The organism is Ruegeria sp. AE3 (assembly GCF_056542225.1).
This window is the reverse complement of sequence record NZ_JBQFZL010000001.1, coordinates 1,052,635-1,077,415: the sequence shown is the minus strand read 5'-3', so window position 1 is coordinate 1,077,415 and position 24,781 is coordinate 1,052,635. Positions and strand designations below refer to the sequence as shown.

Here is a 24,781-nt window from a genome sequence, read left to right as displayed (position 1 = left end):
CTGACACCCGGGATACGCAATGGCAAGCCGTGATCACTGATTGTTCACACGCAGGCTAGCGTTTGCCACGTGCCATGAAAGCAAGACGTTCGAACAGATGCACATCCTGTTCATTTTTCAGCAAAGCGCCATGCAGCTTCGGCAGCGCGCTGGCCCCGTCACGCCTGAGGTCTTCGGCCGTCAGGTCTTCGGCCAGCAACAGCTTCAGCCAGTCCAGCACCTCCGAGGTCGAGGGCTTTTTCTTGAGCCCTTGCGTCTCTCGGATCTCATAGAATTGCGTCAGCGCGGCGGTCAGAAGTGCGTCCTTGATGCCGGGATGATGCACATCAACGATCCGGCGCATCGTCGCCTCATCCGGAAAGCGTATATAGTGGAAAAAACAGCGGCGCAGGAAAGCGTCTGGCAGCTCTTTTTCGTTGTTCGAGGTTATGATGACGATAGGGCGGTGCTTGGCCCGGATCGTCTCGCCCGTTTCGTAGACGTGGAACTCCATCTTATCGAGCTCCTGCAATAGGTCATTGGGGAACTCGATATCCGCCTTGTCGATTTCATCGATCAGCAGAACAACCTTTTCGTCGGCGTCGAAGGCCTGCCACAGCTTGCCCTTGCGGATATAGTTCGACACATCATGGACACGCTCTTCGCCTAGTTGGCTGTCACGCAGGCGGCTGACGGCATCATATTCGTAAAGACCCTGCTGCGCGCGGGTGGTGGATTTCACATTCCACTCGATCATTTTCAGCCCCAGCGCACCGGCCACCTGTCTGGCCAACTCGGTCTTGCCGGTACCGGGTTCGCCCTTCACCAACAGGGGGCGCTCAAGCGTGACAGCGGCGTTCACGGCAATGGTCAGATCGTCGGTGGCGACATATTCGGCTGTACCTTGGAAACGTGCGGTCATGGGCCTCTCGTGCGTATATTGCGTTGGACGGGCAGGTTGTGGTTTCCGGGTTACAGAGCGGCAAGGTTTTTTACAACCCGCGTCCCTGCGTCGCCCGGCGGGAATTGTGCTGCAACTCCAAGCCCTTTTGCTTGATTCCGATGTAGACCATTCCCGGACGTTGTAACTCTCGCCCCAAAAAAGCCTGTCAAATTTCATAGAAATACAAGGTTTTGTTGATGTTTGTCTCATAGTTAGACAAATCCGCGGGGGTGCAGTGTTGCGCAACGTTTGTGTAGTGACATTCCACCGCCCGTCGGCTAAACGCTGCGCAGAAGGGAGAGCCAAATGTCAGCTGAAACAGCCTCGAACGACGTTACTGGCCATACCGAGGGAGCAAATATGAAGCAGGAAGTTTTTCTGCCGGAAGATTACCGTCCGGCCGAAGATGAGCCTTTCATGAATGATCGTCAGCTTGAGTATTTTCGCCGCAAGCTGCTGGATTGGAAGACAGAGTTACTGGCTGGTAGCCGCGACACCATCGAAGGGCTGCAAGACAACACCCGTAACATTCCGGACGTCGCGGACCGCGCCAGCGAAGAAACTGACCGTGCGCTAGAACTGCGGACCCGTGATCGTCAGCGAAAGCTGGTCGCAAAGATCGACTCGGCCCTGCGCCGGATTGATGATGGCGAATACGGGTATTGCGAAATGACGGGCGATCCGATCTCGCTGAAGCGTCTGGACGCACGACCGATTGCAACCATGACACTTGAGGCACAAGAGCGCCATGAGCGTCGCGAAAAGGTCCACCGCGACGATTAATCGCCGGGTATGTGTAAGAAATCCAAACGCCGGGGCCTGTGGCTCCGGCGTTTTTGCGTTATGCGGATGCCATGAAGATAGATGGATTGAAATTCTGTGTCATTGGCGGTGGAATCGGCGGCCTGGCCTCGGCTCTGGCACTGCAACACCGTGGGGCGCATGTCACGCTTCTGGAGCAAGCCCCGGCCCTGACCGAAGTCGGCGCTGGTTTGCAGATCAGCGAGAACGGGATGCGCGTTCTTCATGCACTTGGCGTCACAGGTCTTTCTGTCGGGCAGAAGTCCCATGGAACTGTCTTGCGCGATTACCGAGAAGGGCGCGTGGTCAGTCACCTGCCGGGCCCTGCAGCTGGTCCGACTTATTACTACCACCGTGCCGACCTTCTGAACCTTCTTCATGATGCGGCTTGTGACGCAGGCGTGAATATCCGCTTGGGTGCCAGAGTTTCGCATGTGCAAAAGCATCCCAACGAGGCCGAGGTGATCTTGGCGTCAGGCGAGCGAATTCGCGCCGAGTGCGCCATTGCGGCCGATGGCGGCCGCAGCATGCTCCGCCCGGCTCTGAACGGGGCAGAGATGCCGGAGTTCACGCATCAGGTGGCGTGGCGCGCCGCCATCCCCTGGCAGCCCGGTCATGACCCGGTTTCCGCATCCCTGACGATGGGGCCTGGGCGGCATGTGGTAACCTATCCGTTGCGTGACGAAAGCATGATGAACATTGTCGCGGTTGAAGAGCGTTCGGACTGGCGGGAAGAAGGATGGCGTCAGACGGGCGACCCTGAAGAGTTGCGCAAGCGCTTTGCAGATTTCGGTGGCCCCGTGTGCGACATTCTGTCGAAAGTCACGGATGTGCATCTGTGGGCATTGTTTCTGCGGCCTGTCGCGCAAAACTGGCAGAATGGCCGATTGGTTCTGGTAGGGGACGCGGCCCATCCGACATTGCCGTTCATGGCGCAAGGGGCGTGTCTGGCGCTCGAGGACGCTTGGGTTCTGGCGCGCGCGTTTGACGAACGATCGGGTATCACCAGCGCACTGGCAACCTATGAAACAACCCGGAAACCAAGGGCGCAGCGCGTTGTCGCGGCGGCCGGGTCAAATGCGCGGAACTTTCATCTGCGCGGTCCAGCCCGTATGGCTGCGCAATGTGTGCTGAGGGTCGTCGGTGCCCGGTTGTCACAACGCTATGAATGGATCTACAGTCACGACGTCACGGCTGCCTAGGGCCTCAAAGATCCAAGTCAATCCAGACGGGAACGTGATCGGATGGCTTTTCGTGCCCCCGAACAGCCGCATCAATCTGGCAATCCCGCATGAGGTCGGCCGCTTGTGGCGTCAGCAGGAAATGATCAATTCGAATTCCGTCATTCCGGTTCCACGCGCCAGCCTGATAATCCCAGAAAGAATAGTGATCGGGGCCCTGCGTTGTGGCGCGAAAGGCCTCGGTAAAGCCAAGGTTCAGGATCTTTCGAAAGGCGGCCCGGCTTTCCGGGCGGAACAACGCGTCTTCCCGCCAGGCATCGGGGCGTTTGGCATCCTCGGCCTGTGGGATGATGTTATAGTCTCCGGCCATCAGGGCAGGCTCCTCTGACTTCATCAGGGCCTGGGCGCGGTCGTAAAGCCGTTCCATCCAGGCCAGCTTGTAATCGTATTTCGGTCCGGGTGCCGGATTCCCGTTGGGCAGATACAGCCCACAGAGCCGCAGGGCCTTTTTGCCTACGACGGTGGCCTCGATCCAGCGCGCCTGTTCATCATTGTCATCGCCGGGAAGGCCGCGAGATACATCCTCCAGCGGAAGCTTCGACAGGATCGCGACACCATTAAAGCTTTTTTGCCCATGTGTTTCCACGTTGTACCCGCGATCTTCAAACATCTCGCGTGGGAAGTTCTCGTCGACGGATTTGATTTCCTGAAGAAGAACAACGTCGGGTTGGGCGTCGTCCAGCCAGCGGGGCAGCGCCTCGGTTCGTGCCTTGATGCCATTGATGTTGAACGTGGCGATTTTCATGCGCGATCCTCCGAAACCTTGTGGCAACCTATCGCTCAGAACGGGCCCAGCGGCAAGTCGGAGATCGGATAAGCGAGGCTCTGCCTCGCGCTCCGGGATATTTTTAGCCAGATGAAGAAACGAACCCTTAACCATTTTTTCGATACTAGAAGGGGCGGTACAGGCGGGGACGCCGATGACCGCGCCAGGTGAAGCTCTCTGGTCGTTTTGGTCAGAGAGCGGATTCCTGCTTCATCTGGCTGAAAATATCCTGGGGGTGTGGGGGCAAAGCCCCCGCCGGTTACATCGAAAACGACGTGCCGCAGCCACAGGAAGAGGTGGCGTTGGGGTTGTCGATCACAAACCTTGCACCAATAAGCTCCTGAGTGAAATCGATCACCGCGTTTTCAAGAAAGGGCAGAGAGACCGGGTCGACGATGACTTTCTGCCCCTTGCCTTCTAGGATGAGGTCATCGGTGTTTGGCGTGTCCAGAGCGATTTCATATTGAAAACCGGAACATCCACCACCCTCCACTGCGACACGCAGGGCTTGCCCCTGTTCCGCGGCGCCGATCTCGGCGAGGCGGTCAAAGGCGCGTTCGGTGACTGATGGGGGCAGATTCATGCCGGTCTCCAAAGGTTTATTTCCCAAGCGTCCTACAATATATGAAACAAAAAGACAGGCGACAAGGACAAGGCCTTTGGACAGAGCGGGATTTGCTTCGGACCCAGACCGTGCAAGGGGGCGGCTGGTGCCAGAGGAAGAAAGCAGCTTCCGGTCATGCTTTCAGCGTGATCGCGACCGGATCATTCACGCCAGTGCGTTTCGGCGGCTCAAACACAAGACGCAAGTCTTTGTCGAGCATGAAGGTGACAGTTATCGAACACGGCTGACCCATTCCATCGAAGTTGCTCAGGTCGCGCGAACCATTTCAGGGGCGTTGGGCCTGAATCCTGAACTCACCGAGGCTGTAGCCCTGGCGCACGACCTGGGTCATACACCCTTTGGTCATACGGGTGAAGACGCCCTCCACGCGCTGATGGTGCCTTACGGGGGGTTTGATCACAATGCCCAGGCCATTCGGATCGTAACGAAGCTGGAGCGGCATTATGCCGGGTTTGACGGATGCAACCTGACCTGGGAATGTCTGGAGGGTATCGCCAAGCATAACGGTCCAGTTGTTGGCGATCTGCCGTGGGCGCTGGCTGAATGCAACCAGGGCTTTGATCTTGAACTTCATACCCATGCAAGTGCCGAGGCGCAGGTGGCGGCTTTGTCTGATGACATTGCTTACAACAATCACGACCTTCTGGATGGGTTGCGCGCGGGGTTGTTTGAAGATGATGATCTGCGTCACCTTCCGATCGTGGGGGGATGCTACGCGGATGTGGATGCTAAATACCCCGGTCTTGATCCGTATCGACGACGTCATGAAGCACTGCGGCGGGTATTTGGGGTCATGGTGGCAGATGTCATCACAACGTCACGAGACTTGATTGTAGCCTCGGGCGCGCAATCGGTCGAAGAGATTCGCCATCTTGGGCATCCTGTCATCCAATTCTCGACCGGGACTTGGGCGGATCTGAAACAAATCAGGGCGTTCCTGTTCACCCGGATGTATCGCGCACCCAGCGTCATGAAGGTACGGGCCAAGGTTGCAACGGTTGTCGAAGACCTGTTCCCGATCTACCTGAACGACCCGAAACAGATGCCCGCACGTTGGCACGAGGATATTGAAGCTGCGGCGGATGAGACAGCTTTGGCCCGGATCGTATCGGACTACATCGCAGGTATGACCGACCGTTTTGCCTTGCAGGATCACGCGCGGCTGACTGGCTGACTGGGCCGCAATGACACGGGTAATGGTCCATGTTTGCGACCTTTTTTGTGGGTTGATTGGTGCCTTGCGCAGGCGGGAAGCGATGATCAGAAGCCGTACGACAGACAGCCCGCAGGGTATTTGAAATCTCTGACAGTGGAAATCCGGGCGAGATTGGCAGACATTGGGCGCAAACCAAGTCCAAACATTAGGCGTCCATTGACCTTGCCGTGATGCGTGGTAAACCGCCGGGCAAGCAAAAGGACATCCGAAATGAACCTGTTTTCCGAGATCCGCGGCCTTGTACTGGACGCGCTGGCGCAGATGCAGTCCGAAGGCGCGTTGCCCGAGGGGCTGAGTTTTGACAACGTGGCGGTCGAACCGCCGCGCGATGCAGCGCATGGCGACATGGCGACAAACGCGGCGATGGTGCTGGCAAAACCGGCCAGGATGAAACCGCGTGACATTGCCGAGGTATTGGCGGGGAAGCTGGCGGCAGATGACCGGATCACCAGCGCCGATGTGGCAGGTCCGGGCTTTCTCAATTTGCGGCTGGCACCGTCGGTCTGGCAAGGCGTGCTGGCGGCTGTGCTGGAGAAGGGCACCGATTATGGCCGCTCGACTATGGGCCATGGGCAAAAGGTCAACGTTGAATATGTTTCGGCCAACCCAACCGGTCCGCTGCACGTGGGTCATACACGGGGCGCGGTTTTCGGTGACGCTCTGGCAAGCCTGCTGGCCTATTCCGGCCATGACGTGACCCGTGAGTATTACATCAACGACGGCGGCGCGCAGGTGGATGTGCTGGCGCGCTCGGCTTACGAACGCTATCGCGAGGCCAATGGTCTGAGCCCGGAGATTGCCGAAGGTCTTTATCCCGGCGACTACCTGATCCCAATTGGGGAAGCGTTGAAAGAGAAATACGGCGACAGCCTGATCGACAAGCCGGAAAGTGACTGGCTGGAAGAGGTACGTGAGTTCTCGACCGACGCGATGATGGATCTGATCCGTGCTGACTTAAAAGCGCTGGGCGTTGAGATGGATGTGTTCTTCTCGGAAAAATCGCTCTATGGCACCGGTCGGATCGAGGCCGCATTGCAATCGCTGACTGACAAGGGTCTGATTTACGAAGGCGTGCTCGAGCCGCCGAAGGGCAAAAAGCCCGAAGATTGGGAGCCACGCGAACAGACGCTGTTCAAATCGACCGAACATGGCGATGATGTGGATCGCCCTGTCAAGAAATCAGATGGCAGCTGGACCTATTTTGCCCCGGATATTGCCTATCACTATGACAAGGTGTCCCGTGGTTTTGACGCGCTGATCGACGTGTTTGGCGCGGACCATGGCGGCTATGTCAAGCGGATGAAGGCGGCTGTTTCGGCACTGTCCGACGGTGAGGTGCCGCTAGATATCAAGCTGACGCAGCTGGTGAAGCTGTGGAAGAATGGCGAGCCGTTCAAGATGTCCAAGCGTGCAGGGAACTTTGTCACTCTGCGCGATGTGGTCGATCAGGTGGGCCCGGACGTGACGCGGTTTGTTATGCTGACCCGCAAGAACGACGCGCCGTTGGATTTCGATTTTGACAAGGTTCTGGAACAAAGTCGCGAGAACCCTGTATTCTACGTTCAATACGCACATGCCCGTGTCATGAGCGTGCTGCGCCGCGCGGCCGAGGCTGGAATTGCGGTTGATGATGCGACCCTTGCAGGCGCCGACCTGAGCAAAAACGATCATGCCTCGGAACTGGTTGTTGCCAAGAAGCTGGCAGAATGGCCGCGGCTGGTCGAGATTGCGGCGCGGACCAATGAACCGCACCGGGTCGCATTTTACCTTTATGAACTTGCAGGCGACTTTCATGCGTTGTGGAACAAGGGTAATGACGAGACGCAATTGCGTTTCATCCAGGATGGCGATGTTGCCACAAGCCAGTCAAAAATCGCTTTGGCCCGGGCCGTTTCTGTTGTGATTTCAGCGGGCTTGGGTATTCTTGGCGTTACTCCGGCGCAGGAGATGCGGTAACAAATATCGCCCGAACCGCCGGTACGAGGTAGGCAAGAAATGACCCGCGGGCCTTATTTTCAGGCGTGAAACGGGCAGTGAGGCGGACATGGCGAGTTACGATTACTCGGGGCATCAAAGCCCCGGGCAGATTCATTACCCGAATCAAGCGCATTCTGATGATGTGTATGATTTTCCCGAAGATATGCAGGAAGATGACGCGCCGCGAGGCTCGTTTGGTCTGGGCAGGGCAGTCAATTTCCTGGGGGCTGTTGCTTCCTTGGCGCTGGTCGCCGGTGTCGGGGTCTGGGGCTATCAACTGATCATGCGCGATGTCAGTGGCGTGCCGGTTGTCCGCGCCGCCGAAGGGCCGATGCGTGTGCAACCGGAAAATCCGGGTGGAACACCCGCCGATCATCAGGGCTTTGCCGTGAATGCCGTCGCCGCCGAAGGCAGTGCCGCGGCACCGGCTGACCGGTTGATCCTTGCGCCGCGCCCGGTGTCCCTTACGGAAGAAGACCTGCCCGCCGGAGAACTGAAGCCGACCCCTGCGCTGCATGTGGTCGAAGAACCGATCACCACGCAGGAAGCCGCGCGCCTGCGCCAGAACGCAGTAGATGCGCTGGTTGCGGAATTGGCGGGTGCGGCAGCAGAAACGCAGCAAGAATTCGAAGACGGTGTGCAACTGGCATCGCTGACCACCCCCGACGAAGAACCCGCCATTGACCCGGCAGATTTTGCTGCGGCCTTGCCAGACCCAAGTTTCGCAGAGTTGCCGGGTGTGCGCCGATCGTTGCGCCCTGTGACGCGTCCGGCACGGTCGACCCGCAGTCAGGTCGCACCCAGCGAGAATTCCGAAGACGCCATTAATGCAGCGGTGAAAGCTGCGGTTGGGGTGGATGTTGATCCGGATACACTGGCCAAGGGGACCCGACTGGCGCAGCTTGGGGCTTATGACAGCACGCAAGTGGCACAGGCCGAGTGGGACCGTTTGAATGGTCAGTTTGGTGAGTATATGTCGGGAAAACAGCGCGTTATTCAGAAAACCTCAAGCGGTGGGCGGACCTTCTACCGCCTGCGCGTTCTGGGGTTTGAAGATCTGAGCGACTCGCGCCAATTCTGCGCCGCTCTGGTCGCGCAAGGCGCTGACTGTATCCCGGTGGCCGTGAGGTGAAGTTCGGAGCAGCGATCACAGATGCTGAAGGACTGCGCCTGACGCAGGAGGAAAGAGACCTGTTTCGCCAGATGAACCCGTTTGGGTTCATTCTGTTCGCCCGCAATATTGAAAGCGCCGATCAGGTGCGCGCCTTGTGTGATGATTTCCGAGAGGCTGTTGGGCGCAACTGCCCCATTACCATTGATCAGGAAGGAGGGCGCGTACAGCGTTTGCGCGCACCCTTGGCCCGCGAATGGCTGCCCCCGCTGGATCATGTGACCAGGGCGGGTGATCAAGCGGAACGCGCCATGTACCTCAGGTACCGCCTGATTGCGGATGAGCTGTTTGGTCTGGGCATCGACAGCAATTGTGCCCCTATGGTCGATGTGGTGCGGCCCGAGACACACGCGTTTCTGAAAAACCGCTGTTATGCCTTTGATCCTGAGCAGATTTCCAGGATCGGCAGGGCTGTGGCGCAGGGCCTTCTTGATGGGGGCGTTCTTCCGGTTCTCAAGCACATTCCCGGCCATGGCCGTGCCACTCTGGACAGTCACCATGACCTGCCGCATGTTGATTTGCCGCTGGAAGAGTTGGAATACAGCGATTTCGCGCCGTTCCGTGCCTTGAACGACCTGCCGATGGGGATGACCGCGCATCTGGTCTTTGATCAGATAGATCCCCGGCCGGCCACCATTTCCGCGGCCATGATGGGTCTGATCCGAGACAATATCGGCTTTGGCGGGCTGATTATGACCGACGATATCTCGATGAAGGCGCTCAGCGGGGCGTTGACGGACCTCTCCCGCCAATCTTTGCAGGCGGGCTGCGATGTAGTCCTGCATTGCAATGGCAGTTTTTCTGAACGTGCCGCTGTAATGGAAACTGCCGGAGAAATGTCGGATGTGGCACAAGCCCGCGCAGAACGGGCGCTGGCGATGCGCAAACGCCCGCGGGAACTTGACATCCAAGCCGCCGAAGCGGAACTATCTGCCCTAATGGGCGGGCAGGTATATGAACGATAATCTTTTTAGCGAAGACCCTGTCTCGGTCGCGGATCGTCTTGCGGCCGAAGCGCTGATTGTTGATGTCGACGGGTTCGAAGGCCCGTTGGACGTTCTGCTAACTCTATCACGCACGCAAAAAGTGGATCTGCGCAAGATCTCGGTTCTTGCGCTGGCGCAGCAATATCTGGCCTTTGTTGAAAAGGCGCGTGCGCTGCGCATTGAACTGGCCGCCGATTATCTGGTCATGGCGGCGTGGCTGGCCTTTCTCAAGTCCCGTCTATTGCTCCCGCCAGATCCGGATGACGATGGGCCATCGGGTGAAGAACTGGCCGCGCATCTGGCGTTTCAACTTGAACGCCTGCAGGCAATGCGCGACGTCGCTGCGCGGCTGATGGCCCGCGACCAACTGGGTCGTGATTTTTTCAAGCGCGGGCAGGGCGAGGACGTAACCCGCATCCGCACCGTAACCTATTCCGCCACGCTGCTGGATCTGATGCAGGGATATGCCCGTATTCGCACCCGTGACGAGTTCCGCCCCTTTGTGATGGACCGCGACTCGGTGTTTACGATGGAGCAGGCACTGGAGCGGATGCGCCCGCTGATCGGTTTTGCGGGGACGTGGACCGATATGGAAACCTATCTGCCCGATGGTTGGGATACTGACCCGGTGCGCCGCAGGTCGGCGACGGCTGCGACCTTTGCGGCCTCGCTGGAACTGGTGAAAGAAGGACATATGGAGATCAAGCAGAGCGAGACATTCGCGCCGATCCATTTGCGCAAGAGGACCCAGACACGTGACTGACGCCCCAGAAGAAACCGGCACCCTGTTCGAGGCGCCACCATTGGCGGAACAGGAGCGTATGGTCGAGGCCGTTTTGTTTGCCAGCGCCGATCCGGTGACGATTGCCGACCTTGAGGCGCGGATGCCGCATGGAAGCGACGCCGCACAAGCCGTTGAGTTGCTTCAGAGACGTTACGAAGGGCGCGGCGTGCGCGTGGTGCGTGTTGGAGAGGCATGGGCGATCCGTACGGCCCCTGATCTGGGCTTTCTGATGCAAAAGGAAACGGTTGAAACTCGTAAACTCAGCCGGGCCGCGATCGAGACATTGGCCATCGTTGCCTATCACCAACCCTGCACCCGCGCCGAGATTGAGGAAATTCGCGGTGTGTCAGTCTCTCGCGGGACGATTGACCAGTTGCTTGAGATGGAGTGGATCAGGCTGGGCCGTCGTCGCATGACACCGGGTCGTCCGGTGACATTTGTGGTGACGTCCGAATTTCTGGATCATTTTGGTCTGGAGAACGCCCGCGACCTGCCGGGGCTCAAGGAACTAAGGGCTGCGGGTCTGTTGGAAAACCGGCCTCCACCGGGGGCTATCCCCTTGGGCGAGGGGCGCGAGGACGAAGTGGACGAGGACCAGTCGGAACTGTTTGATGAGTAAAAAATCCGGACAGGTCACTACAGGTCAGACGCAGAACCTACGACAGGCAACGCGGGTTATCTAGCACAAGCACCGTTGCAAGAAATTCTGAGGATTAGCCAACCGCTTTGAAGTGCTTGGACAGTTTCAGGCCTTGCCCCTGATAGTTCGATGCAATCCCGGCACCATATAGCTGCGTGGGCATCTCGGCCATTTTCTCATAGACAAGGCGCCCGACCACCTGTCCGTGCTCCAGGACGAAAGGCGCTTCGTGGCATCGCACCTCAAGCACACCACGTGACCCGGCACCGCCCGCTGCGGCATGGCCAAAGCCGGGATCGAAGAACCCGGCATAATGCACCCGGAATTCACCAACCATCGCCAGATAAGGTGCCATTTCGGCGGCACACATCGGCGGGATATGGACCGCCTCGCGGCTGACAAGGATGTAGAATGCACCGGGGTCAAGTATGATGCGACCGTCCTCGGTGCGTACTTCCTCCCAATAGTCCTGGGGGTCGTATTCGCCAATTCGGTCCAGATCGATTACCCCGGTATGGGGCTTGGCGCGATAGCCGACCAAATCGGTATCGGGCAGTTGCAGATCGACCGAAAAGCCAAGACCGTCCTGAATCACAGCAGGGCCGTCTACCAACGGCGATTCGGCGTGCAGGGCGGTCAGTTCGGCGTCAGACAAGACGGCCTGACCCTGACGGAAACGAATCTGGTTCAGACGCATACCGGGCCGGACCAGAACCGAAAACGAACGTGGACAGATCTCGGCATACAGCGGGCCCTTATAGCCCGCAGGAACGCGATCGAATTCTGTGCCACCATCGGTAATGGTACGGGTCAGAAGGTCAAGCCGCCCGGTCGAGCTTTTGGCATTGGCGACGGCGGTTATGTCGCGGGGCAGGGCAAGTGATTCCATCAGGGGCACCAGATAGACGCAGCCCTTTTCCAGAACAGCGCCGTCCGAGATGTCGATGCGGTGCATTTCGAACTCGGCCAACCGATCCGTAACGGTCCGTCCTTCGCCCGCGAGGAACGAGGCGCGTACCCGGTAGGCCACTGTTCCCAAACGCAAATCAAGGCTGGCTGGTTGAATTTGCGCTGGCAGGACATCGGGGTTGGCGGCAATCTCTCCGCGCGCGATCATTGCTTCGATTTGCTGGTTCGCGCAAACACCTGTCATCTCGATCCCCTCGTGTGCCAGAGCGGGATCTGGCCTTTGTGCCATAAACGTCGGTGTGATTTGGTCGGGCTAGCAGGACTCGAACCTGCGACCTTCCGTCCCCCAGACGGACGCGCTACCAGGCTGCGCCATAGCCCGACGTTGGGCCGTTCATAAAGATTTTCCCGGCAGGGGCAAGAGGAAAACACTGCCTTTTTTCCTAACCCGTCGCCTGTGTTTCAACACGATCCAGCCAGCGGCGCAGGTCTTTTGCAATTGGTGCAATCCGGCGCAGTAGTTCGTCGTCAAACTCGGCGCGCTTCCACGCCAGCGACGCGATCCCACCCATCAGGGGCGCAGTGTTCAGGTCTGGCTGTGGTTCTTGTTCTGACGCAGTCGCGGGAAGTGCGTCGGCCTGCACGCCTTCGTTCACCGGCTGCTCGGCCGGTTCGTCCAGATCCATAAGGATTTGTTCGGTGGCGGCAGCGGGTTTCGGTTCGAACGGCACCACTTTGCCCTGAACGGGTTCAATCAGGGCAGGGCCCGGTTCGTCTAGAGGCGGAGACAGTGCTGCGACATGTGCGACGCCTTGCTCGCGCAGGATGCGCTGCACACCTTTGATTGTGATCCCGTCCTCGTGAAGCAGTTTCTTGATGCCGCCCAGAAGACGCATGTCATTGGGGCGGTAATACCGACGCCCGCCCGCGCGTTTGACCGGTTTGACCTGAGTGAAGCGGCTTTCCCAGAAACGCAAAACATGGGCCTGAACACCAAGCCAATCCGCTACTTCACTGATCGTGCGAAACGCGTCGCGGGATTTGCTCATATCCGCGTGACCCTGGGGTTACTTGCGATTCCCGACGGCGACGCGATCTTTCATAAGATGCGACGGGCGAAAGGTCAGTACGCGGCGGGGCTGTATCGGAACCTCTTCGCCGGTTTTGGGGTTGCGTCCGACTCGCGCGGTCTTGTCGCGAACACTGAACGTACCGAAGGACGAGATCTTCACCTGCTCGCCACGCACCAGAGCGTCGGACATGTGGTTCAGAACGCTTTCGACCAGCTGCGCACTTTCGTTGCGCGAAAGCCCAACTTCGCGAAAGACGGCCTCGCTCAGATCCATTCGAGTCAGTGTATTGTCGCCCATGTCATTTCCCCTGTTGCTGTCAAAGCATATGGGTATGGCAAATTCGCTGTCAATATCAATGAATTGCAAGCAGCTGTGTAAGCTGGATTGCGCCGGTTACCAGCGCAGAACCACCGCGCCCCAGGCCAGACCGCCGCCAATTGCTTCGGTCACGATCAAGTCGCCGGGTTTGATCTGCCCGCGTTGTTTACCAACCGACAGTGCCAATGGGATGGATGCAGCCGAGGTGTTGCCGTGATCCTGAACGGTCACAACCACGTTTTCCATCGGCAGGCCCATCTTTTTGGCCGTGCCCTGAATGATGCGAATATTGGCCTGATGAGGAACAATCCAGTCGACGTCAGCACTGCTCAGCCCCGCGCGGCTCAGGGCTGTTTCAGCCGTTTTGGTAAGCTTTTCAACGGCATGTCGGAAAACCTGATTGCCCTGCATACGCAGATGCCCGGTGGATTGGGTCGAAACACCCCCATCGACATAAAGCAGGTCCTTGTAGCGCCCGTCCGAGTTCAGATCGGTTGCGAGTATGCCGCGATCCGCAGCGGTGCCTTCGCCATCCTGCGCTTCGAGTACCAAAGCGCCGGCACCATCCCCGAACAGAACACAGGTCGAGCGGTCGGTCCAGTCCATAATCCGGGAAAAGGTTTCGGCACCAATGACCAGCACGCGTTTGGCCTGACCGGACAAGATCAACGCATTTGCGTTGCTGAGAGCGAAAACGAATCCCGCGCAGACGGCCTGTACGTCGAAAGCAAACCCCTTGGTCATACCCAGCCGGGCCTGAACCATGGTCGCGGCAGAAGGAAAGGTCAGGTCCGCGGTCGAGGTCGCCACGACGATCGCGTCAATATCATCCGATGTCAGGCCCGCATCGGCCAGGGCAGCCTCGGCAGCTTTGGTGGCCAGGTCCGACGTCGTTTCGTCATCGGCAGCAAAATGGCGGCGTTCGATCCCCGACCGGGTTCTGATCCACTCATCCGTTGTGTCCAGCGTTTTCTCAAACTCGGAATTTGGAACAATACGTTCCGGCAAATAATGCCCGACACCTACTACAACTGAACGGCCTGCCATTTTTGGGGTACTGCCTTTTTTGTTATTTATCGGTCTGCGGCGCAGCTTGCGCGGCATCTTGTGCAAGCTGGGCCGTGGATGCAACCCGCGCAGCTAATTTTTCGGCAAAGCCGGACCGTGCCAGAGTAAAGGCCAGTTTGATCGCTGCCGACACTCCGGTCGCATCTGCCCCGCCATGGGATTTAATAACAGTCCCGTTCAGACCCAGAAACACGCCACCATTCACACGCCGCGGATCAATGCGCTTTTTCAGGCGCTGTAGTGACGTAATGGCCAGGACCGAAGCCAATCGCGACAACGGAGAGTATTTGAACGCCTCACGCAGAAGATCTCCGATCAGCCTGGCTGTGCCTTCGCCCGTTTTGATCGCAACATTGCCCGTAAACCCATCTGTAACAATGACATCTGCCTTGTCGCCGGGAATGTCGCTGCCTTCGACAAAGCCAACAAACTCGAAATTCGCCTGTTCGGCGTATTCCGAAATCATGGCATGCGCTTCTTTCAGTTCGGCCCGGCCCTTATGCTCTTCGGTGCCAACGTTCAGCAACCCGATCCGGGGGCGGTTCAGGGCCATGCCGTTGCGCGCATAAGACGCGCCCATCAGGGCGAATTGCAGCAAATCCTTGGCGTCGGCGCGCACATCGGCGCCCACGTCCAGCATTACATTGAACCCCTGCGGGTTGCGCGAAGGCCACAGGATCGCGATTGCGGGGCGGTTCACGCCCGGCAATTTGCGCAGACGCATCATCGAAAGGGCCATAAGGGCACCGGTGTTCCCGCAGGACACCGCGCCATGGGCTTCACCCTGACGAACCGCTTCCAGCGCGGACCACATCGAGGTCTGCTTGCCGTTGCGCACGACCTGGCTGGGCTTGTCTTCCATCGTGACAACGTCGGGGCAATCACGAAAAACGACGCGCCCTTCAAGGACACGTCGTTTGGCAACCAGCTTGCGCAATACCTGTTCGGGCCCGTGCAGCAGGAACCCGATATTCGGGTTCTTGCCAGCCGATTTTGCCAGACCTGCAACGACGACAGCGGGACCTGCGTCCCCTCCCATTGCGTCAACCGAGATGGTGATCCGTCCGGCGTGCGTGGGCTGATCGTTCATGCCTTGGCCTGCGCTCAATCAGGCTTAGGCTGCGTCTTCGTCCAGATCGATTTCGTCGGCCTGTGCGACGACTTCGCGATCGTCATAGTGGCCGCAAGAGGCACAAACGTGGTGCGGGCGTTTCAGCTCGCCGCAGTTCGGGCATTCGTTCGGGTTTGCAGCAACCAGAGCGTCGTGTGCGCGGCGGTTGTTGCGACGCGACTTGGAAACTTTGTTCTGTTGGACGGCCATGGTCTCAACCTTTGTCTGACTGGGGGCCGCAGATTCGCTGCCGACCCGGGTTTCGTAGTTCGTTTATCGTGGTTTGACGCGCGTTTAGGCGACGGGCCCCGCAATGTCCAACCCAAAATCCGATGAGCGCGCGAAAATACTGCGATTCTCGGCATGTTCAAGCGATTTTTCTGACCGCCTGCTATGACAGGAAATCTGGCACCTGTCACTCGTCTTTTTTTAGCACATCGCGCAGACCTGCCAATCCTGCAAAGGGTTTGGCATCGTCATCCGTCATCGCCTGTTTGCCCGGTTCTGTGTAGGCAGCTTGGCCCAGTTCCGCGCCGTCTTTACGCGGATATTGTGGCAAAGCCAGAGACAGGGCCTCGACCATGACAAGGGCCGGATCAATTTCAGGCCCCAAAGGTTCAGATTCGTCATCTTCCTGGATTTCGAACTCTGGATCATCTGGGTCTGCCCAATCCGCAAGAAAAGTCCGGTGCACTGGTATGTCGATCCTTGTCGTCACCGGTTCCAGCGTCACTACGCAAGGTTGGATGACAGTTGCACCGAGTTTCCCGTTTAGAACCCAGTCCCGTTTGCCCTGCGCCCTCAGTTCGCCCGAAAAGCTGAGTTTGCGCAGCCCCAGCAGCCCAAGGTCTTGCCTGATCTGCTCGAGCGCGGTGGTTGCGGGGCGCAGATCGAACGGTGTCGGGGCGTTCTGCGGCAGGTCAGACACCCGAAATGATGTCGTGTTGCTCATTCGTGAGCCTTTCTATGTGTTGAACCGTGGCAGCGGTTTATGTAATCGGATAGAAGCCGAAGAAGGCCAAGGCAAGAGGGTGCAGATGTTGAAGGTAGTGAACCGGTTGAAACCAACTGCGAAATCGCTTGTGTTTGTTGCCTGTCTGGCTGCGACCGGGGCTTGTACGGCTATCTTCAAGAATCACGGCTATGTGCCACCGGCCGAAGAACTGGCGGAAATCAAAGTAGGCGTAGACACGCGGGACAGTGTGCAAGAGGCTATCGGCGCGCCGGGCGCATCCGGCGTGGTTCGGGATTCGGGCTATTACTATGTCCGCTCTCGCGTGCGTCACTACGGTCCGAAACGGCCCGAGGTGGTATCCCGCGAACTGGTTGCCATCAGTTTTGATCAGCGCGGTGTCGTCAGAAACATCGAACGCTTTGGTCTTGAAGACGGGAATGTGATTGCTCTGGAGCGCCGCGTTACCGATTCCAACGTTCAGGACAAAGGCTTCCTGCGTCAGCTGCTAGGCAATATCGGCAACTTCAACCCGGCGAACATTCCGGGCGCCAACTAATTTGCGCCTAAACCTTGCGGTGGTCACAGGGCAGTCACATGTCTTGTGCTAATGGTGTCGTACCGACGCCTGAGGGTCGGCAACCGTGGAGGGCGCGACCGTGGCAACGGCAGTTTTGTTAAGCAAGGGGCGCTATCGCGCCAGACTGGCGCAGTCGCCCGAGGATATCAGAACAGCTCAGGCATTGCGGACCTTGGCTTTTGGCACAGAGCAACCGGACTGCGACGAGTTTGATGCACGCTGTAGCCATATCCTGGTCGAGGATATGCGCTCGGCAGAACGGCTGGTCTGCTGCTTTCGGATGCTGACCATGGATAGTGGCGGCGAGATCGGGCGAAGTTATTCGGCGCAGTTCTATGACCTGACCTCGCTCGAAGGCTTCAAAGGTCGGATGGTCGAAATGGGACGATTCTGTATCCATCCTGATCACAGCGACCCCGACATCCTGCGTGTCGCCTGGGGTGCAATGACGGCCTACGTTGATCGGAACAACGTCGAGATGCTGTTTGGATGTTCCTCTTTTGCCGGTACCGAAACAGAGCAGTATCTGGATGCGTTTGCGATGCTAAAACATCGCCATCTGGGCCCGAAACGTTGGTTGCCGCGCGTGAAGGCTCCGGATGTGTTTCGTTTTGCCGCGCGTTTGCGGCGCAGACCGGATTCTAAAAAGGCAATGCTGCGGATGCCGCCTTTGTTGCGGACCTATCTGATGATGGGCGGTTGGGTCAGCGATCATGCGGTGGTGGATCGCGACATGAACACGCTGCACGTTTTCACAGGGGTGGAAATCGGTGCGATCCCCCCGGCGCGCAAACGTCTGTTGCGGGCGGTGGCCGGGTAGATTGAGTATTTTTGAAAAGGTGAAGACGGGGCGTTGACGCAATGTGTCAGCCGGTTTAGCTGGCGGACATGGCGAGAATTCCTTTGTTGCAGATGTCCGGCATTTCCCTGACTTTCGGGGGTGACCCGGTGTTTTCCGAACTGGATCTGGTGGTTCAACCCGGTGATCGTGTTGCGCTGGTGGGGCGAAACGGGTCCGGAAAGTCCACGTTGATGAAAGTGATGGCCGGTCTGGTCGAGGCGGATCGGGGCGAGATTGTCGTGCCGCCCGGGAAATCCGTTGGCTATATGGAGCAAGATCCGACGATGGAAGGCTTTGCCACGTTGGGAGATTACGCATCCTGCGGGTTGGAGCCGGGAGAACTTTACAAAGTTGAACGGGCCGGTGAAGGGTTGAAGTTCGATCCTTCACGCGCGGTTGAGACCGCTTCGGGCGGAGAGCGGCGGCGGGCGGCACTGGCCAAGCTGATGGCCGAAGCACCGGATCTGATGTTGCTGGACGAGCCGACCAACCATCTGGATATCGAAGCCATCGCGTGGCTGGAACGCGAACTTGGCGCGAGCCGAGCGGCCTTTGTGCTGATCTCGCATGACCGAGCCTTTTTGAGGGCTCTGACGCGGGCAACGCTTTGGATTGACCGGGGGGCTGTTCGGCGACAGGAGCAGGGTTTTGAAGCCTTTGAGGCCTGGCGGGACAAGGTCTGGGAGGAAGAGGACCAGCAACGCCACAAGCTGAATCGCCTGATCAAATCTGAAGCGAAATGGGCGGTTGAGGGCATTAGCGCCCGACGCAAACGCAACCAAGGCCGGGTGCGGGCCTTGCAGGCGTTGAGAACTGAAAAGGCGGGGCAGATCAAACGTCAGGGTTCGGCTGCAATGGCGCTGGAGGCAGGGCCAAAATCGGGCCGCAAGGTCATTGAGGCCAAGGCGCTGGCCAAAGGATTTGGCGACAAGCAGATCGTTCGGAACTTTGATCTGCTGGTACAGCGCGGTGACCGGGTGGCCTTTGTCGGGCCGAACGGTGTTGGAAAAACAACGTTGCTGAAGATGCTGCTGGGGCAGGTGGAGCCGGACGCGGGCTCGGTATCTCAGGGGACGAACCTTGAAATCGCGGTATTCGATCAGAACCGCGCCCAACTAGACCCTGAGATGAGCCTGTGGGACAGTCTGACCGGCGATCCGGCTATGCGGGTGTCGGGCAAGGCCGATCAGGTGATGGTGGGCGGGCAGCCCAAACATGTTGTAGGGTATCTCAAGGAATTTCTATTTGACGAACGGCAGGCCCGAGCAGCCGTCAAGTCCCTGTCCGGTGGGGAAAAAGCCCGATTGCTTCTGGCCAAGCTGATGGCGAAACCCTCGAACCTATTGGTGCTGGACGAACCGACCAACGATCTGGATGTCGAGACGCTGGACCTGCTGCAAGAGCTTTTGGACGATTACGACGGCACCGTTCTGCTGGTCAGCCATGACCGGGATTTTCTGGACCGCGTGGCGACAACCACCATCGCGATGGAGGGTAACGGACAGGCGACAGTCTATGCTGGCGGTTGGTCGGATTACATCGCACAGCGCGGTGATGTGATCGAAAAAAGTGTAGAAAAAGCAAAGCTTTCAAAGCCAAAGGTCAAGCAGGAAGAAAAGCCGAAATCCGGCTTGTCCTTCTCGGAGAAGCACCGGCTGGAGAAACTGCCTGCCGAGATCGCGCGCCTAGAGGCCGAGATTGCCAAGCTGGAAGAGTTGATGTCCGATCCCGAGCTGTTCACGCGTGAGCCGGTGAAGTTCCAAAAAGCGACCGAGGCGTTGGTTGAGCGGCAGGAGAAACTCTCGGCCGCTGAAGAGGAATGGCTGACGCTCGAAGAGAAAGCTGAAAGCGTTTAGAGGGCCAGACGTCTTGCTGGATTACCTGCCACGGTTTCTCTGGCGGGGACATCTTTGGTGACGACGCTGCCTGCGCCGATTGTGGCGTAGTCGCCTATGGTTATGCCGGGCAACAGGATCGCTCCGCCGCCAATCCAAACCTGCCTGCCGATGTTGACGGGCAGGCCGACTTCCAGCCCTTGTGCCCGATCAGCAGGGTCCTTGGCATGATGCGCGCAGTAAATCTGAACATTGGGGCCGAACATCGTGTCGTCGCCAACCCGAACGGGGGCCGTGTCCAGAACAACGCATCCGGCATTGAAGAAAACCCGGCTGCCCAGATGGATGTTCATTCCATAGGCGCAATGAAAAGGGGCTTCGAGAAAACAGTCCTCGCCGACATGGCCCAGCAGCGCGTGCAGTTCCGGGGCCATCGCGCCGCGTGTGTCGGGCGGACAGGTGTTGTGAGCGTGTACAGCCCGTCGTGCTCGCGCGCGCAGATCGTCCAACTCGGGATCGAGACAGCAATACCACTGCCCGGACTGCATTTTCTGGCGCTCCGACATAGAGCTGTCTTACCGCATCCGCAGAGCGCCGTCGATGCGGATGACCTCGCCGTTCAGGTAGCCCATTTCAACGATGAAACCGGCCAGCCGCCCGTATTCCTTAGGGTCGCCCAGGCGGGCCGGGTTCGGGACGTCGGCGGCCAGTTGTTGTTGCACGTCTTCAGGAAGGCCCGCCAGCATCGGGGTCATAAAGATTCCCGGCGCAATGGTCATGACGCGAATCCCGGTTGAGGCCAGGTCGCGGGCCATCGGCAGGGTCATGCCAACCACGCCGCCTTTAGATGCTGCATATGCCGCCTGTCCCTTTTGGCCGTCGAATGCAGCAATAGATGCAGTGTTGATGATCACACCGCGCGCCCCGTCTGGTTCGGGTTCGTTCTTTGCCATCTCGGCCGCAGCCAGCCTTGAGACGTTAAATGTGCCGACAAGATTGATGTCGATCGTGCGCTGGAACGCGTCCAGCGGGTGTGGGCCATCCTTGCCGACCGTCTTGATTCCATAAGCGATACCGGCGCAGTTCACAGTCGCGGTAATCTTGCCCATCCTGTCCATACCGTGGCGCACGGCAGCTGCGACCGAGGATTCGTCTGTTACATCCGTCAGCGCAAAATACCCGCCGATTTCGGAGGCGACTTGAGCGCCACGGTCCGCGTCACGGTCTAGAATAGTAACTTGTGCGCCCTGCGCGGCAAAGTGACGGGCGGTGGCTTCGCCCAGACCGGATGCGCCGCCGGTGACAAGAGCGGCTGTGGTGGACAGGTGCATCGGAACTCCTCCCTAGGATATGAACAACTGTTCAATAACCGCTTTGCAGGGGTTGTGTCCATATCTTTGAGCCCGAACGCCCAAAGGGGCGGCGCGGAATAACCGCTGCCGGGCCAATACGCATCTTTAAGGCATCTTAATCCGCGCTTCACGAAAACGCGCCTGTTCGTGAACGAAGTAATCACAGCCATTGCGTGTTTTTTCGTCAGGAGGTTCCGATATGGTAAATAGTAAGAAACTAACACTGGGCGCTGTTCTGGCCGCGCCTGTCTTTGGGATTGTGGTTGCCGGTAATGCTTTTGCAGCGCCGGAAACCTGTAATTGGCAAACGGCTCGAAGTCTTGCGAATGCAGGCGACTACGCCGGGCTTTGCGATTGTGTTCAGGTGACCCCAAGCTTTCTGGACAGACTTCAGAAGAGACCGGATTTCGAGACAACGCTGAGCATTACCGGGGCGCAATGCCCGGGTCTGGCCGCTTTGCTGACAGACGTGGCAACGGCCAGCCTGTCCGGTCTGGCCGAGAATCGGGGTGAAAGCCGCGGTTCAGAACCCGGCGGGGCAGGGTTTGCGAATGCAGCTGGTCCTGACGGCCCCGGTGGTGGAGGAGAACCTGACAACGGCGGCGAAGAACCCGGCGGTGGCGGTGGAGAACCCGGCGGTGGCGGTGGAGAGCCCGGCGGTGGTAAAGGCAATAACGGCGGCGGCAAAGGTGGCGATAAGGGTAACAATGGCAGCGGCAACGGCGGCGAGGGCAGCAGTCCGGGTCGCGGAAACAACGCCAATGACGATGAAGGTGAAAGCGACAGACCCGGTCGCGGTGGCGGAAAGGGACGTCAGTAGCCTCGTCCACCCCAATACAGATACGGCCACCCGATCGGGTGGCCGTTTTCTGTTTTGCTTTCCAAGGTGAAAGGGGCGTCAGCCCAGTTGCACCAATGCGTGGCGTTTCTTGCCTGCACTCAGCTTGATCGGAGACGTCAATGCGCCCGCGTCGATCATCAAACCCGCATCCGTCAGCGGAGCGTCGTCCATTTTGGCCCCGTTTTCGGCAATCAGGCGCTTGGCCTCTTTGCCGGACTTGGCGAGGCCTGATTTGACAATGATCTGCACGATGGACATGCCGTCGCCCAATTCTTCCTTAGTTAGAGTCAAGGTAGGGAGCGCGCTGATATTTCCGGTTGCGTAGAGGGTATCCTGACCTCCTTCACGAACAGACATGGAGCCAAAAATACCTTCCGATGTTGATCGGGCAGCTTTGGATGCGTCAGCACCATGAAGGAGTGTTGTAACTTCGTCAGCAAGTATTTTTTTGGCCTCATTGATCTCGGACCCGGCAAGCGCGCCAAGACGGTCACATTCATCCACCGGCAATTCGGTATAGAGCTTCAGGAACCGGCCGACATCCGCATCGGTGGTGTTGCGCCAGAACTGCCAGAATTCATAGGGCGAGCGCATCTCGGCGTTCAGCCAGACCGCGCCATCCTGCGATTTGCCCATCTTCTTGCCGTCGCTGGTAGTCAGCAGGGGTGAGGTCAGGCCGTAGATTTCGTGATCCAGCACCCGGCGCGTCAGGTCGATACCGTTGACGATGTTGCCCCACTGGTCGCTACCGCCCATTTGCAGAACACAGCCATAGCGGCGGTTCAGCTCCAGAAAGTCATAGGCTTGCAGGATCATGTAGTTGAACTCGAGAAACGACAGCGATTGCTCGCGATCCAGCCGGGATTTCACAGATTCAAAGCTGAGCATCCGATTGACCGAGAAATGCCGCCCGATGTCGCGCAGGAAATCGAGGTAGTTCAGATCATCCAGCCATTCGGCATTGTTCAACATCAGCGCCTTGTTCTCGGCGTCAGTGTCGTAATCGATATAGGCCGCGAACACCTTCTTGATGCCCGCGATGTTTTCGTCGATCTGTTCGGGACCCAGCAGGGGGCGTTCATCTGCGCGGAACGAGGGATCGCCCACCTTGGTGGTGCCGCCGCCCATAAGGGTGATCGGCTGGTGGCCGGTCTTCTGGAACCAGCGCAGCATCATGATCTGAATCAGACTGCCCACATGCAACGACTTGGCCGTTGCATCAAAGCCGATATAAGCTGGCTTGCACCCACTGATCAGCGCGTCGTCAAGGCCCTGATAATCGGTGCAGTCGGCGAGGAAGCCGCGCTCGATCATCGTGGCGATGAAATCCGATTTGGGGTGGTAGGTCATATCGTGCCCTCGGGGTTTGTGTTGCGGGGCACTGTATAGGCGGCGCTGCGGATGAGGAAAAGCCACCTTTTCACTCTAAAACCGCGTGCCGTGATATGCGCGCGCAACTTGATGGCCGGGGTGTTGATCATGAAACGCGACGTTGGAAAAAAACCGACGCCCCCAATCAGAAGGCTTGCCAAGGCGGCATAACAAAAGCACCTTGACCAAGCTGCAACCCAGAGGTGAAGTCCAGAACCCCGGGCACGGCGGAAACATTGCCAGATCAGGAGGCAGGCGTGGGCCAAACCATCAAGAAACACGGAATGGTTCGGGCATTGGGCGCAATGTCCGGTACGTCGCTGGACGGGGTGGACGCTGCGGTGGTGGAAACCGACGGGCATTCCATCGCTGGATTCGGGAAAAGCGGCTATCGCGCCTATACCGATGCCGAACGCGAAATTCTGCGGGCGGCTTTGGGGCAATGGCACGGTCCACAGGTCGACGCGGCGGCCGAGATGGTGACCTTTGCCCATGCCGAAGCGCTGTCCGAGTTCGAAGATGTAGACCTGATCGGCTTTCACGGCCAGACTTTGGCGCATGAACCGCGCGGGCGCGGGACATTGCAGGTGGGCGATGGTCTTGGGTTGGCGCAGGCGCTGGGGCGCCCGGTGGTCTGGGACTTCCGAAGCGATGACGTGGCTATGGGGGGCGAGGGCGCTCCGTTAGCACCGTTTTTTCACTTTGCCTGCGCCAAGTGGTTTGGCGCGGACCGCCCCTTGTGCTTTTTGAACCTGGGTGGTGTTGGCAACCTGACCTATGTGGACCCAAGCTTTGATGGTCCCGAGGCACCGGGGGCGCTGCTTGCCTTTGATACGGGGCCGGCGAACGCGCCGGTCGATGACCTCATGCAGGCCCGGTTGGGGCAGCCGATGGACCGGGATGGTGCGGTTGCGCGCAATGGCACAGTCGAAATGGGCGCGCTGGAGCTGTTTCTGGCTGAGCCTTTCTTCGCACGTATGCCGCCCAAGTCGCTAGACCGGAACGATTTCTCTGAGATGATCGACCTAGTGAAAGAACTGGGTGACGCTGACGCGGTGGCAACCCTGACCGGGATGTGCGCAGCGGGTGTGGTGCAGGGGATGGAACATTGTCCGCAGCCGCCGTCTTGCGTGCTGGTTACAGGCGGAGGACGGCGCAATCCGGTGTTGATGGAGATGCTGCGCGTATCCCTCGACTGCCCGGTCGAACCGGTCGAGGCGGTGGGGCTGGACGGCGACATGCTCGAGGCGCAGGCCTTTGCCTATCTGGCTGTGCGCGTGGCGCGGGGATTGCCAACCTCGTGCCCCGGAACAACCGGGGTGAAAGCGCTGGTGGGTGGCGGCATGGTCAGTTCAGTGAACGTTCAACCGGTGGGTTGAGGCTGCATACAGGTATTGGCTA

General features: G+C 58.6%; 26 protein-coding genes and 1 tRNA gene. 13 read left to right on the top strand and 14 right to left on the bottom strand.

The annotated features are described in order from the left end of the window. Positions 1 to 55: 55 nt before the first annotated feature. On the bottom strand, positions 56 to 901 hold the full coding sequence (locus ACR0NZ_RS05365) for an AAA family ATPase (RefSeq protein ID WP_480473265.1): 846 nt from the start codon (positions 899 to 901) through the stop codon (positions 56 to 58). A 381-nt stretch (positions 902 to 1,282) separates the two neighbouring features. On the opposite strand from ACR0NZ_RS05365, the gene dksA reads away from it, so the two are divergent. Both dksA and ACR0NZ_RS05355 read left to right on the top strand, forming a co-directional pair. Further along, the gene (gene dksA, locus ACR0NZ_RS05360; protein WP_209504868.1) at positions 1,283 to 1,705 is read left to right on the top strand and encodes an RNA polymerase-binding protein DksA; all 423 of its coding nucleotides are present in this window, start codon (positions 1,283 to 1,285) and stop codon (positions 1,703 to 1,705) included. A gap of 71 nt (positions 1,706 to 1,776) precedes the next feature. Then, positions 1,777 to 2,925 (top strand): FAD-dependent monooxygenase, encoded by a 1,149-nt coding sequence (locus ACR0NZ_RS05355; RefSeq protein ID WP_480517377.1) that lies wholly within the window; start codon positions 1,777 to 1,779, stop codon positions 2,923 to 2,925. 4 nt (positions 2,926 to 2,929) lie between these two features. Here the strand turns inward: ACR0NZ_RS05355 and xth are convergent, their stop codons facing one another. Both xth and ACR0NZ_RS05345 read right to left on the bottom strand, forming a co-directional pair. Then, entirely contained in the window at positions 2,930 to 3,709 is a 780-nt protein-coding gene (gene xth, locus ACR0NZ_RS05350; protein ID WP_480473261.1) for an exodeoxyribonuclease III, read from the bottom strand. 280 nt (positions 3,710 to 3,989) lie between these two features. Continuing rightward, positions 3,990 to 4,313 (bottom strand): HesB/IscA family protein, encoded by a 324-nt coding sequence (locus ACR0NZ_RS05345; RefSeq protein ID WP_267363969.1) that lies wholly within the window; start codon positions 4,311 to 4,313, stop codon positions 3,990 to 3,992. 76 nt (positions 4,314 to 4,389) lie between these two features. On the opposite strand from ACR0NZ_RS05345, the gene ACR0NZ_RS05340 reads away from it, so the two are divergent. From ACR0NZ_RS05340 to scpB, 6 genes are all read left to right on the top strand, one after another. Continuing rightward, positions 4,390 to 5,529 (top strand): deoxyguanosinetriphosphate triphosphohydrolase, encoded by a 1,140-nt coding sequence (locus ACR0NZ_RS05340; RefSeq protein WP_480473259.1) that lies wholly within the window; start codon positions 4,390 to 4,392, stop codon positions 5,527 to 5,529. A gap of 252 nt (positions 5,530 to 5,781) precedes the next feature. Next, positions 5,782 to 7,527: an arginine--tRNA ligase gene (argS, locus tag ACR0NZ_RS05335; protein WP_480517374.1), complete on the top strand. Its 1,746-nt coding sequence runs from the start codon at positions 5,782 to 5,784 to the stop codon at positions 7,525 to 7,527. 88 nt (positions 7,528 to 7,615) lie between these two features. Further along, positions 7,616 to 8,680, top strand: a complete 1,065-nt coding sequence (locus tag ACR0NZ_RS05330) for an SPOR domain-containing protein (RefSeq protein ID WP_480517372.1) — start codon at positions 7,616 to 7,618, stop codon at positions 8,678 to 8,680. Beyond that, positions 8,677 to 9,684, top strand: coding sequence for a beta-N-acetylhexosaminidase (nagZ, locus tag ACR0NZ_RS05325; RefSeq protein ID WP_480517370.1), 1,008 nt, complete (start codon positions 8,677 to 8,679; stop codon positions 9,682 to 9,684). The genes ACR0NZ_RS05330 and nagZ overlap by 4 nt, the downstream gene beginning before the upstream one ends. Continuing rightward, on the top strand, positions 9,674 to 10,468 hold the full coding sequence (locus tag ACR0NZ_RS05320) for a segregation and condensation protein A (protein ID WP_480517368.1): 795 nt from the start codon (positions 9,674 to 9,676) through the stop codon (positions 10,466 to 10,468). Before nagZ ends, ACR0NZ_RS05320 begins: the two co-directional genes overlap by 11 nt. Beyond that, positions 10,461 to 11,108, top strand: coding sequence for an SMC-Scp complex subunit ScpB (scpB, locus tag ACR0NZ_RS05315; protein ID WP_480517366.1), 648 nt, complete (start codon positions 10,461 to 10,463; stop codon positions 11,106 to 11,108). Before ACR0NZ_RS05320 ends, scpB begins: the two co-directional genes overlap by 8 nt. A gap of 94 nt (positions 11,109 to 11,202) precedes the next feature. Here the strand turns inward: scpB and ACR0NZ_RS05310 are convergent, their stop codons facing one another. The 8 genes from ACR0NZ_RS05310 to ACR0NZ_RS05275 all read right to left on the bottom strand — a co-directional run bounded on the left by ACR0NZ_RS05310 (position 11,203) and on the right by ACR0NZ_RS05275 (position 16,560). After that, positions 11,203 to 12,282, bottom strand: a complete 1,080-nt coding sequence (locus tag ACR0NZ_RS05310) for a 2'-deoxycytidine 5'-triphosphate deaminase (protein WP_480476773.1) — start codon at positions 12,280 to 12,282, stop codon at positions 11,203 to 11,205. A 61-nt stretch (positions 12,283 to 12,343) separates the two neighbouring features. Further along, positions 12,344 to 12,420: transfer RNA gene (locus ACR0NZ_RS05305), tRNA-Pro, on the bottom strand. A gap of 61 nt (positions 12,421 to 12,481) precedes the next feature. Further along, positions 12,482 to 13,087 (bottom strand): MerR family transcriptional regulator, encoded by a 606-nt coding sequence (locus ACR0NZ_RS05300; RefSeq protein WP_480473247.1) that lies wholly within the window; start codon positions 13,085 to 13,087, stop codon positions 12,482 to 12,484. A gap of 18 nt (positions 13,088 to 13,105) precedes the next feature. After that, on the bottom strand, positions 13,106 to 13,408 hold the full coding sequence (gene ihfA / locus ACR0NZ_RS05295) for an integration host factor subunit alpha (protein WP_209503673.1): 303 nt from the start codon (positions 13,406 to 13,408) through the stop codon (positions 13,106 to 13,108). A gap of 96 nt (positions 13,409 to 13,504) precedes the next feature. Next, entirely contained in the window at positions 13,505 to 14,476 is a 972-nt protein-coding gene (locus tag ACR0NZ_RS05290) for a beta-ketoacyl-ACP synthase III (protein WP_480473245.1), read from the bottom strand. Between the two features lie 22 nt (positions 14,477 to 14,498). Beyond that, the gene (gene plsX, locus ACR0NZ_RS05285; RefSeq protein WP_480473243.1) at positions 14,499 to 15,587 is read right to left on the bottom strand and encodes a phosphate acyltransferase PlsX; all 1,089 of its coding nucleotides are present in this window, start codon (positions 15,585 to 15,587) and stop codon (positions 14,499 to 14,501) included. Positions 15,588 to 15,611: 24 nt separating this feature from the next. Next, positions 15,612 to 15,818, bottom strand: a complete 207-nt coding sequence (rpmF, locus tag ACR0NZ_RS05280) for a 50S ribosomal protein L32 (RefSeq protein ID WP_008756996.1) — start codon at positions 15,816 to 15,818, stop codon at positions 15,612 to 15,614. Positions 15,819 to 16,023: 205 nt separating this feature from the next. Then, positions 16,024 to 16,560, bottom strand: a complete 537-nt coding sequence (locus ACR0NZ_RS05275; protein WP_480517364.1) for a YceD family protein — start codon at positions 16,558 to 16,560, stop codon at positions 16,024 to 16,026. A gap of 85 nt (positions 16,561 to 16,645) precedes the next feature. On the opposite strand from ACR0NZ_RS05275, the gene ACR0NZ_RS05270 reads away from it, so the two are divergent. The 3 genes from ACR0NZ_RS05270 to ACR0NZ_RS05260 all read left to right on the top strand — a co-directional run bounded on the left by ACR0NZ_RS05270 (position 16,646) and on the right by ACR0NZ_RS05260 (position 19,837). Then, entirely contained in the window at positions 16,646 to 17,119 is a 474-nt protein-coding gene (locus tag ACR0NZ_RS05270) for an outer membrane protein assembly factor BamE (RefSeq protein WP_480517362.1), read from the top strand. A 100-nt stretch (positions 17,120 to 17,219) separates the two neighbouring features. Then, entirely contained in the window at positions 17,220 to 17,960 is a 741-nt protein-coding gene (locus tag ACR0NZ_RS05265) for a GNAT family N-acetyltransferase (protein ID WP_480473237.1), read from the top strand. Between the two features lie 68 nt (positions 17,961 to 18,028). Then, positions 18,029 to 19,837 carry an ABC-F family ATP-binding cassette domain-containing protein gene (locus ACR0NZ_RS05260; RefSeq protein ID WP_480517360.1) on the top strand — a complete coding sequence of 603 codons (1,809 nt, stop codon included), beginning with the start codon at positions 18,029 to 18,031 and terminating at the stop codon, positions 19,835 to 19,837. Here ACR0NZ_RS05260 and ACR0NZ_RS05255 read toward each other — a convergent pair. Then, a complete protein-coding gene (locus ACR0NZ_RS05255) occupies positions 19,834 to 20,382 on the bottom strand; it encodes a sugar O-acetyltransferase (protein ID WP_480517357.1) in 549 nt (182 codons plus the stop codon). The two genes, ACR0NZ_RS05260 and ACR0NZ_RS05255, sit on opposite strands and share 4 nt — an antisense overlap. A 9-nt stretch (positions 20,383 to 20,391) precedes the next feature. After that, positions 20,392 to 21,147 carry a 3-hydroxyacyl-CoA dehydrogenase gene (locus ACR0NZ_RS05250; RefSeq protein ID WP_480517355.1) on the bottom strand — a complete coding sequence of 252 codons (756 nt, stop codon included), beginning with the start codon at positions 21,145 to 21,147 and terminating at the stop codon, positions 20,392 to 20,394. A gap of 220 nt (positions 21,148 to 21,367) precedes the next feature. On the opposite strand from ACR0NZ_RS05250, the gene ACR0NZ_RS05245 reads away from it, so the two are divergent. Beyond that, positions 21,368 to 21,988 (top strand): hypothetical protein, encoded by a 621-nt coding sequence (locus ACR0NZ_RS05245; protein WP_480517353.1) that lies wholly within the window; start codon positions 21,368 to 21,370, stop codon positions 21,986 to 21,988. A gap of 78 nt (positions 21,989 to 22,066) precedes the next feature. On the opposite strand, the gene tyrS is transcribed toward ACR0NZ_RS05245, so the two are convergent. Beyond that, positions 22,067 to 23,359, bottom strand: coding sequence for a tyrosine--tRNA ligase (gene tyrS / locus ACR0NZ_RS05240; RefSeq protein ID WP_480517351.1), 1,293 nt, complete (start codon positions 23,357 to 23,359; stop codon positions 22,067 to 22,069). A gap of 305 nt (positions 23,360 to 23,664) precedes the next feature. Between tyrS and ACR0NZ_RS05235 the strand changes: the two genes are divergently transcribed. Continuing rightward, complete coding sequence (locus ACR0NZ_RS05235) at positions 23,665 to 24,759, top strand: anhydro-N-acetylmuramic acid kinase (RefSeq protein WP_480517764.1); 1,095 nt, start codon at positions 23,665 to 23,667, stop codon at positions 24,757 to 24,759. The last annotated feature ends 22 nt before the right edge of the window (positions 24,760 to 24,781 follow it).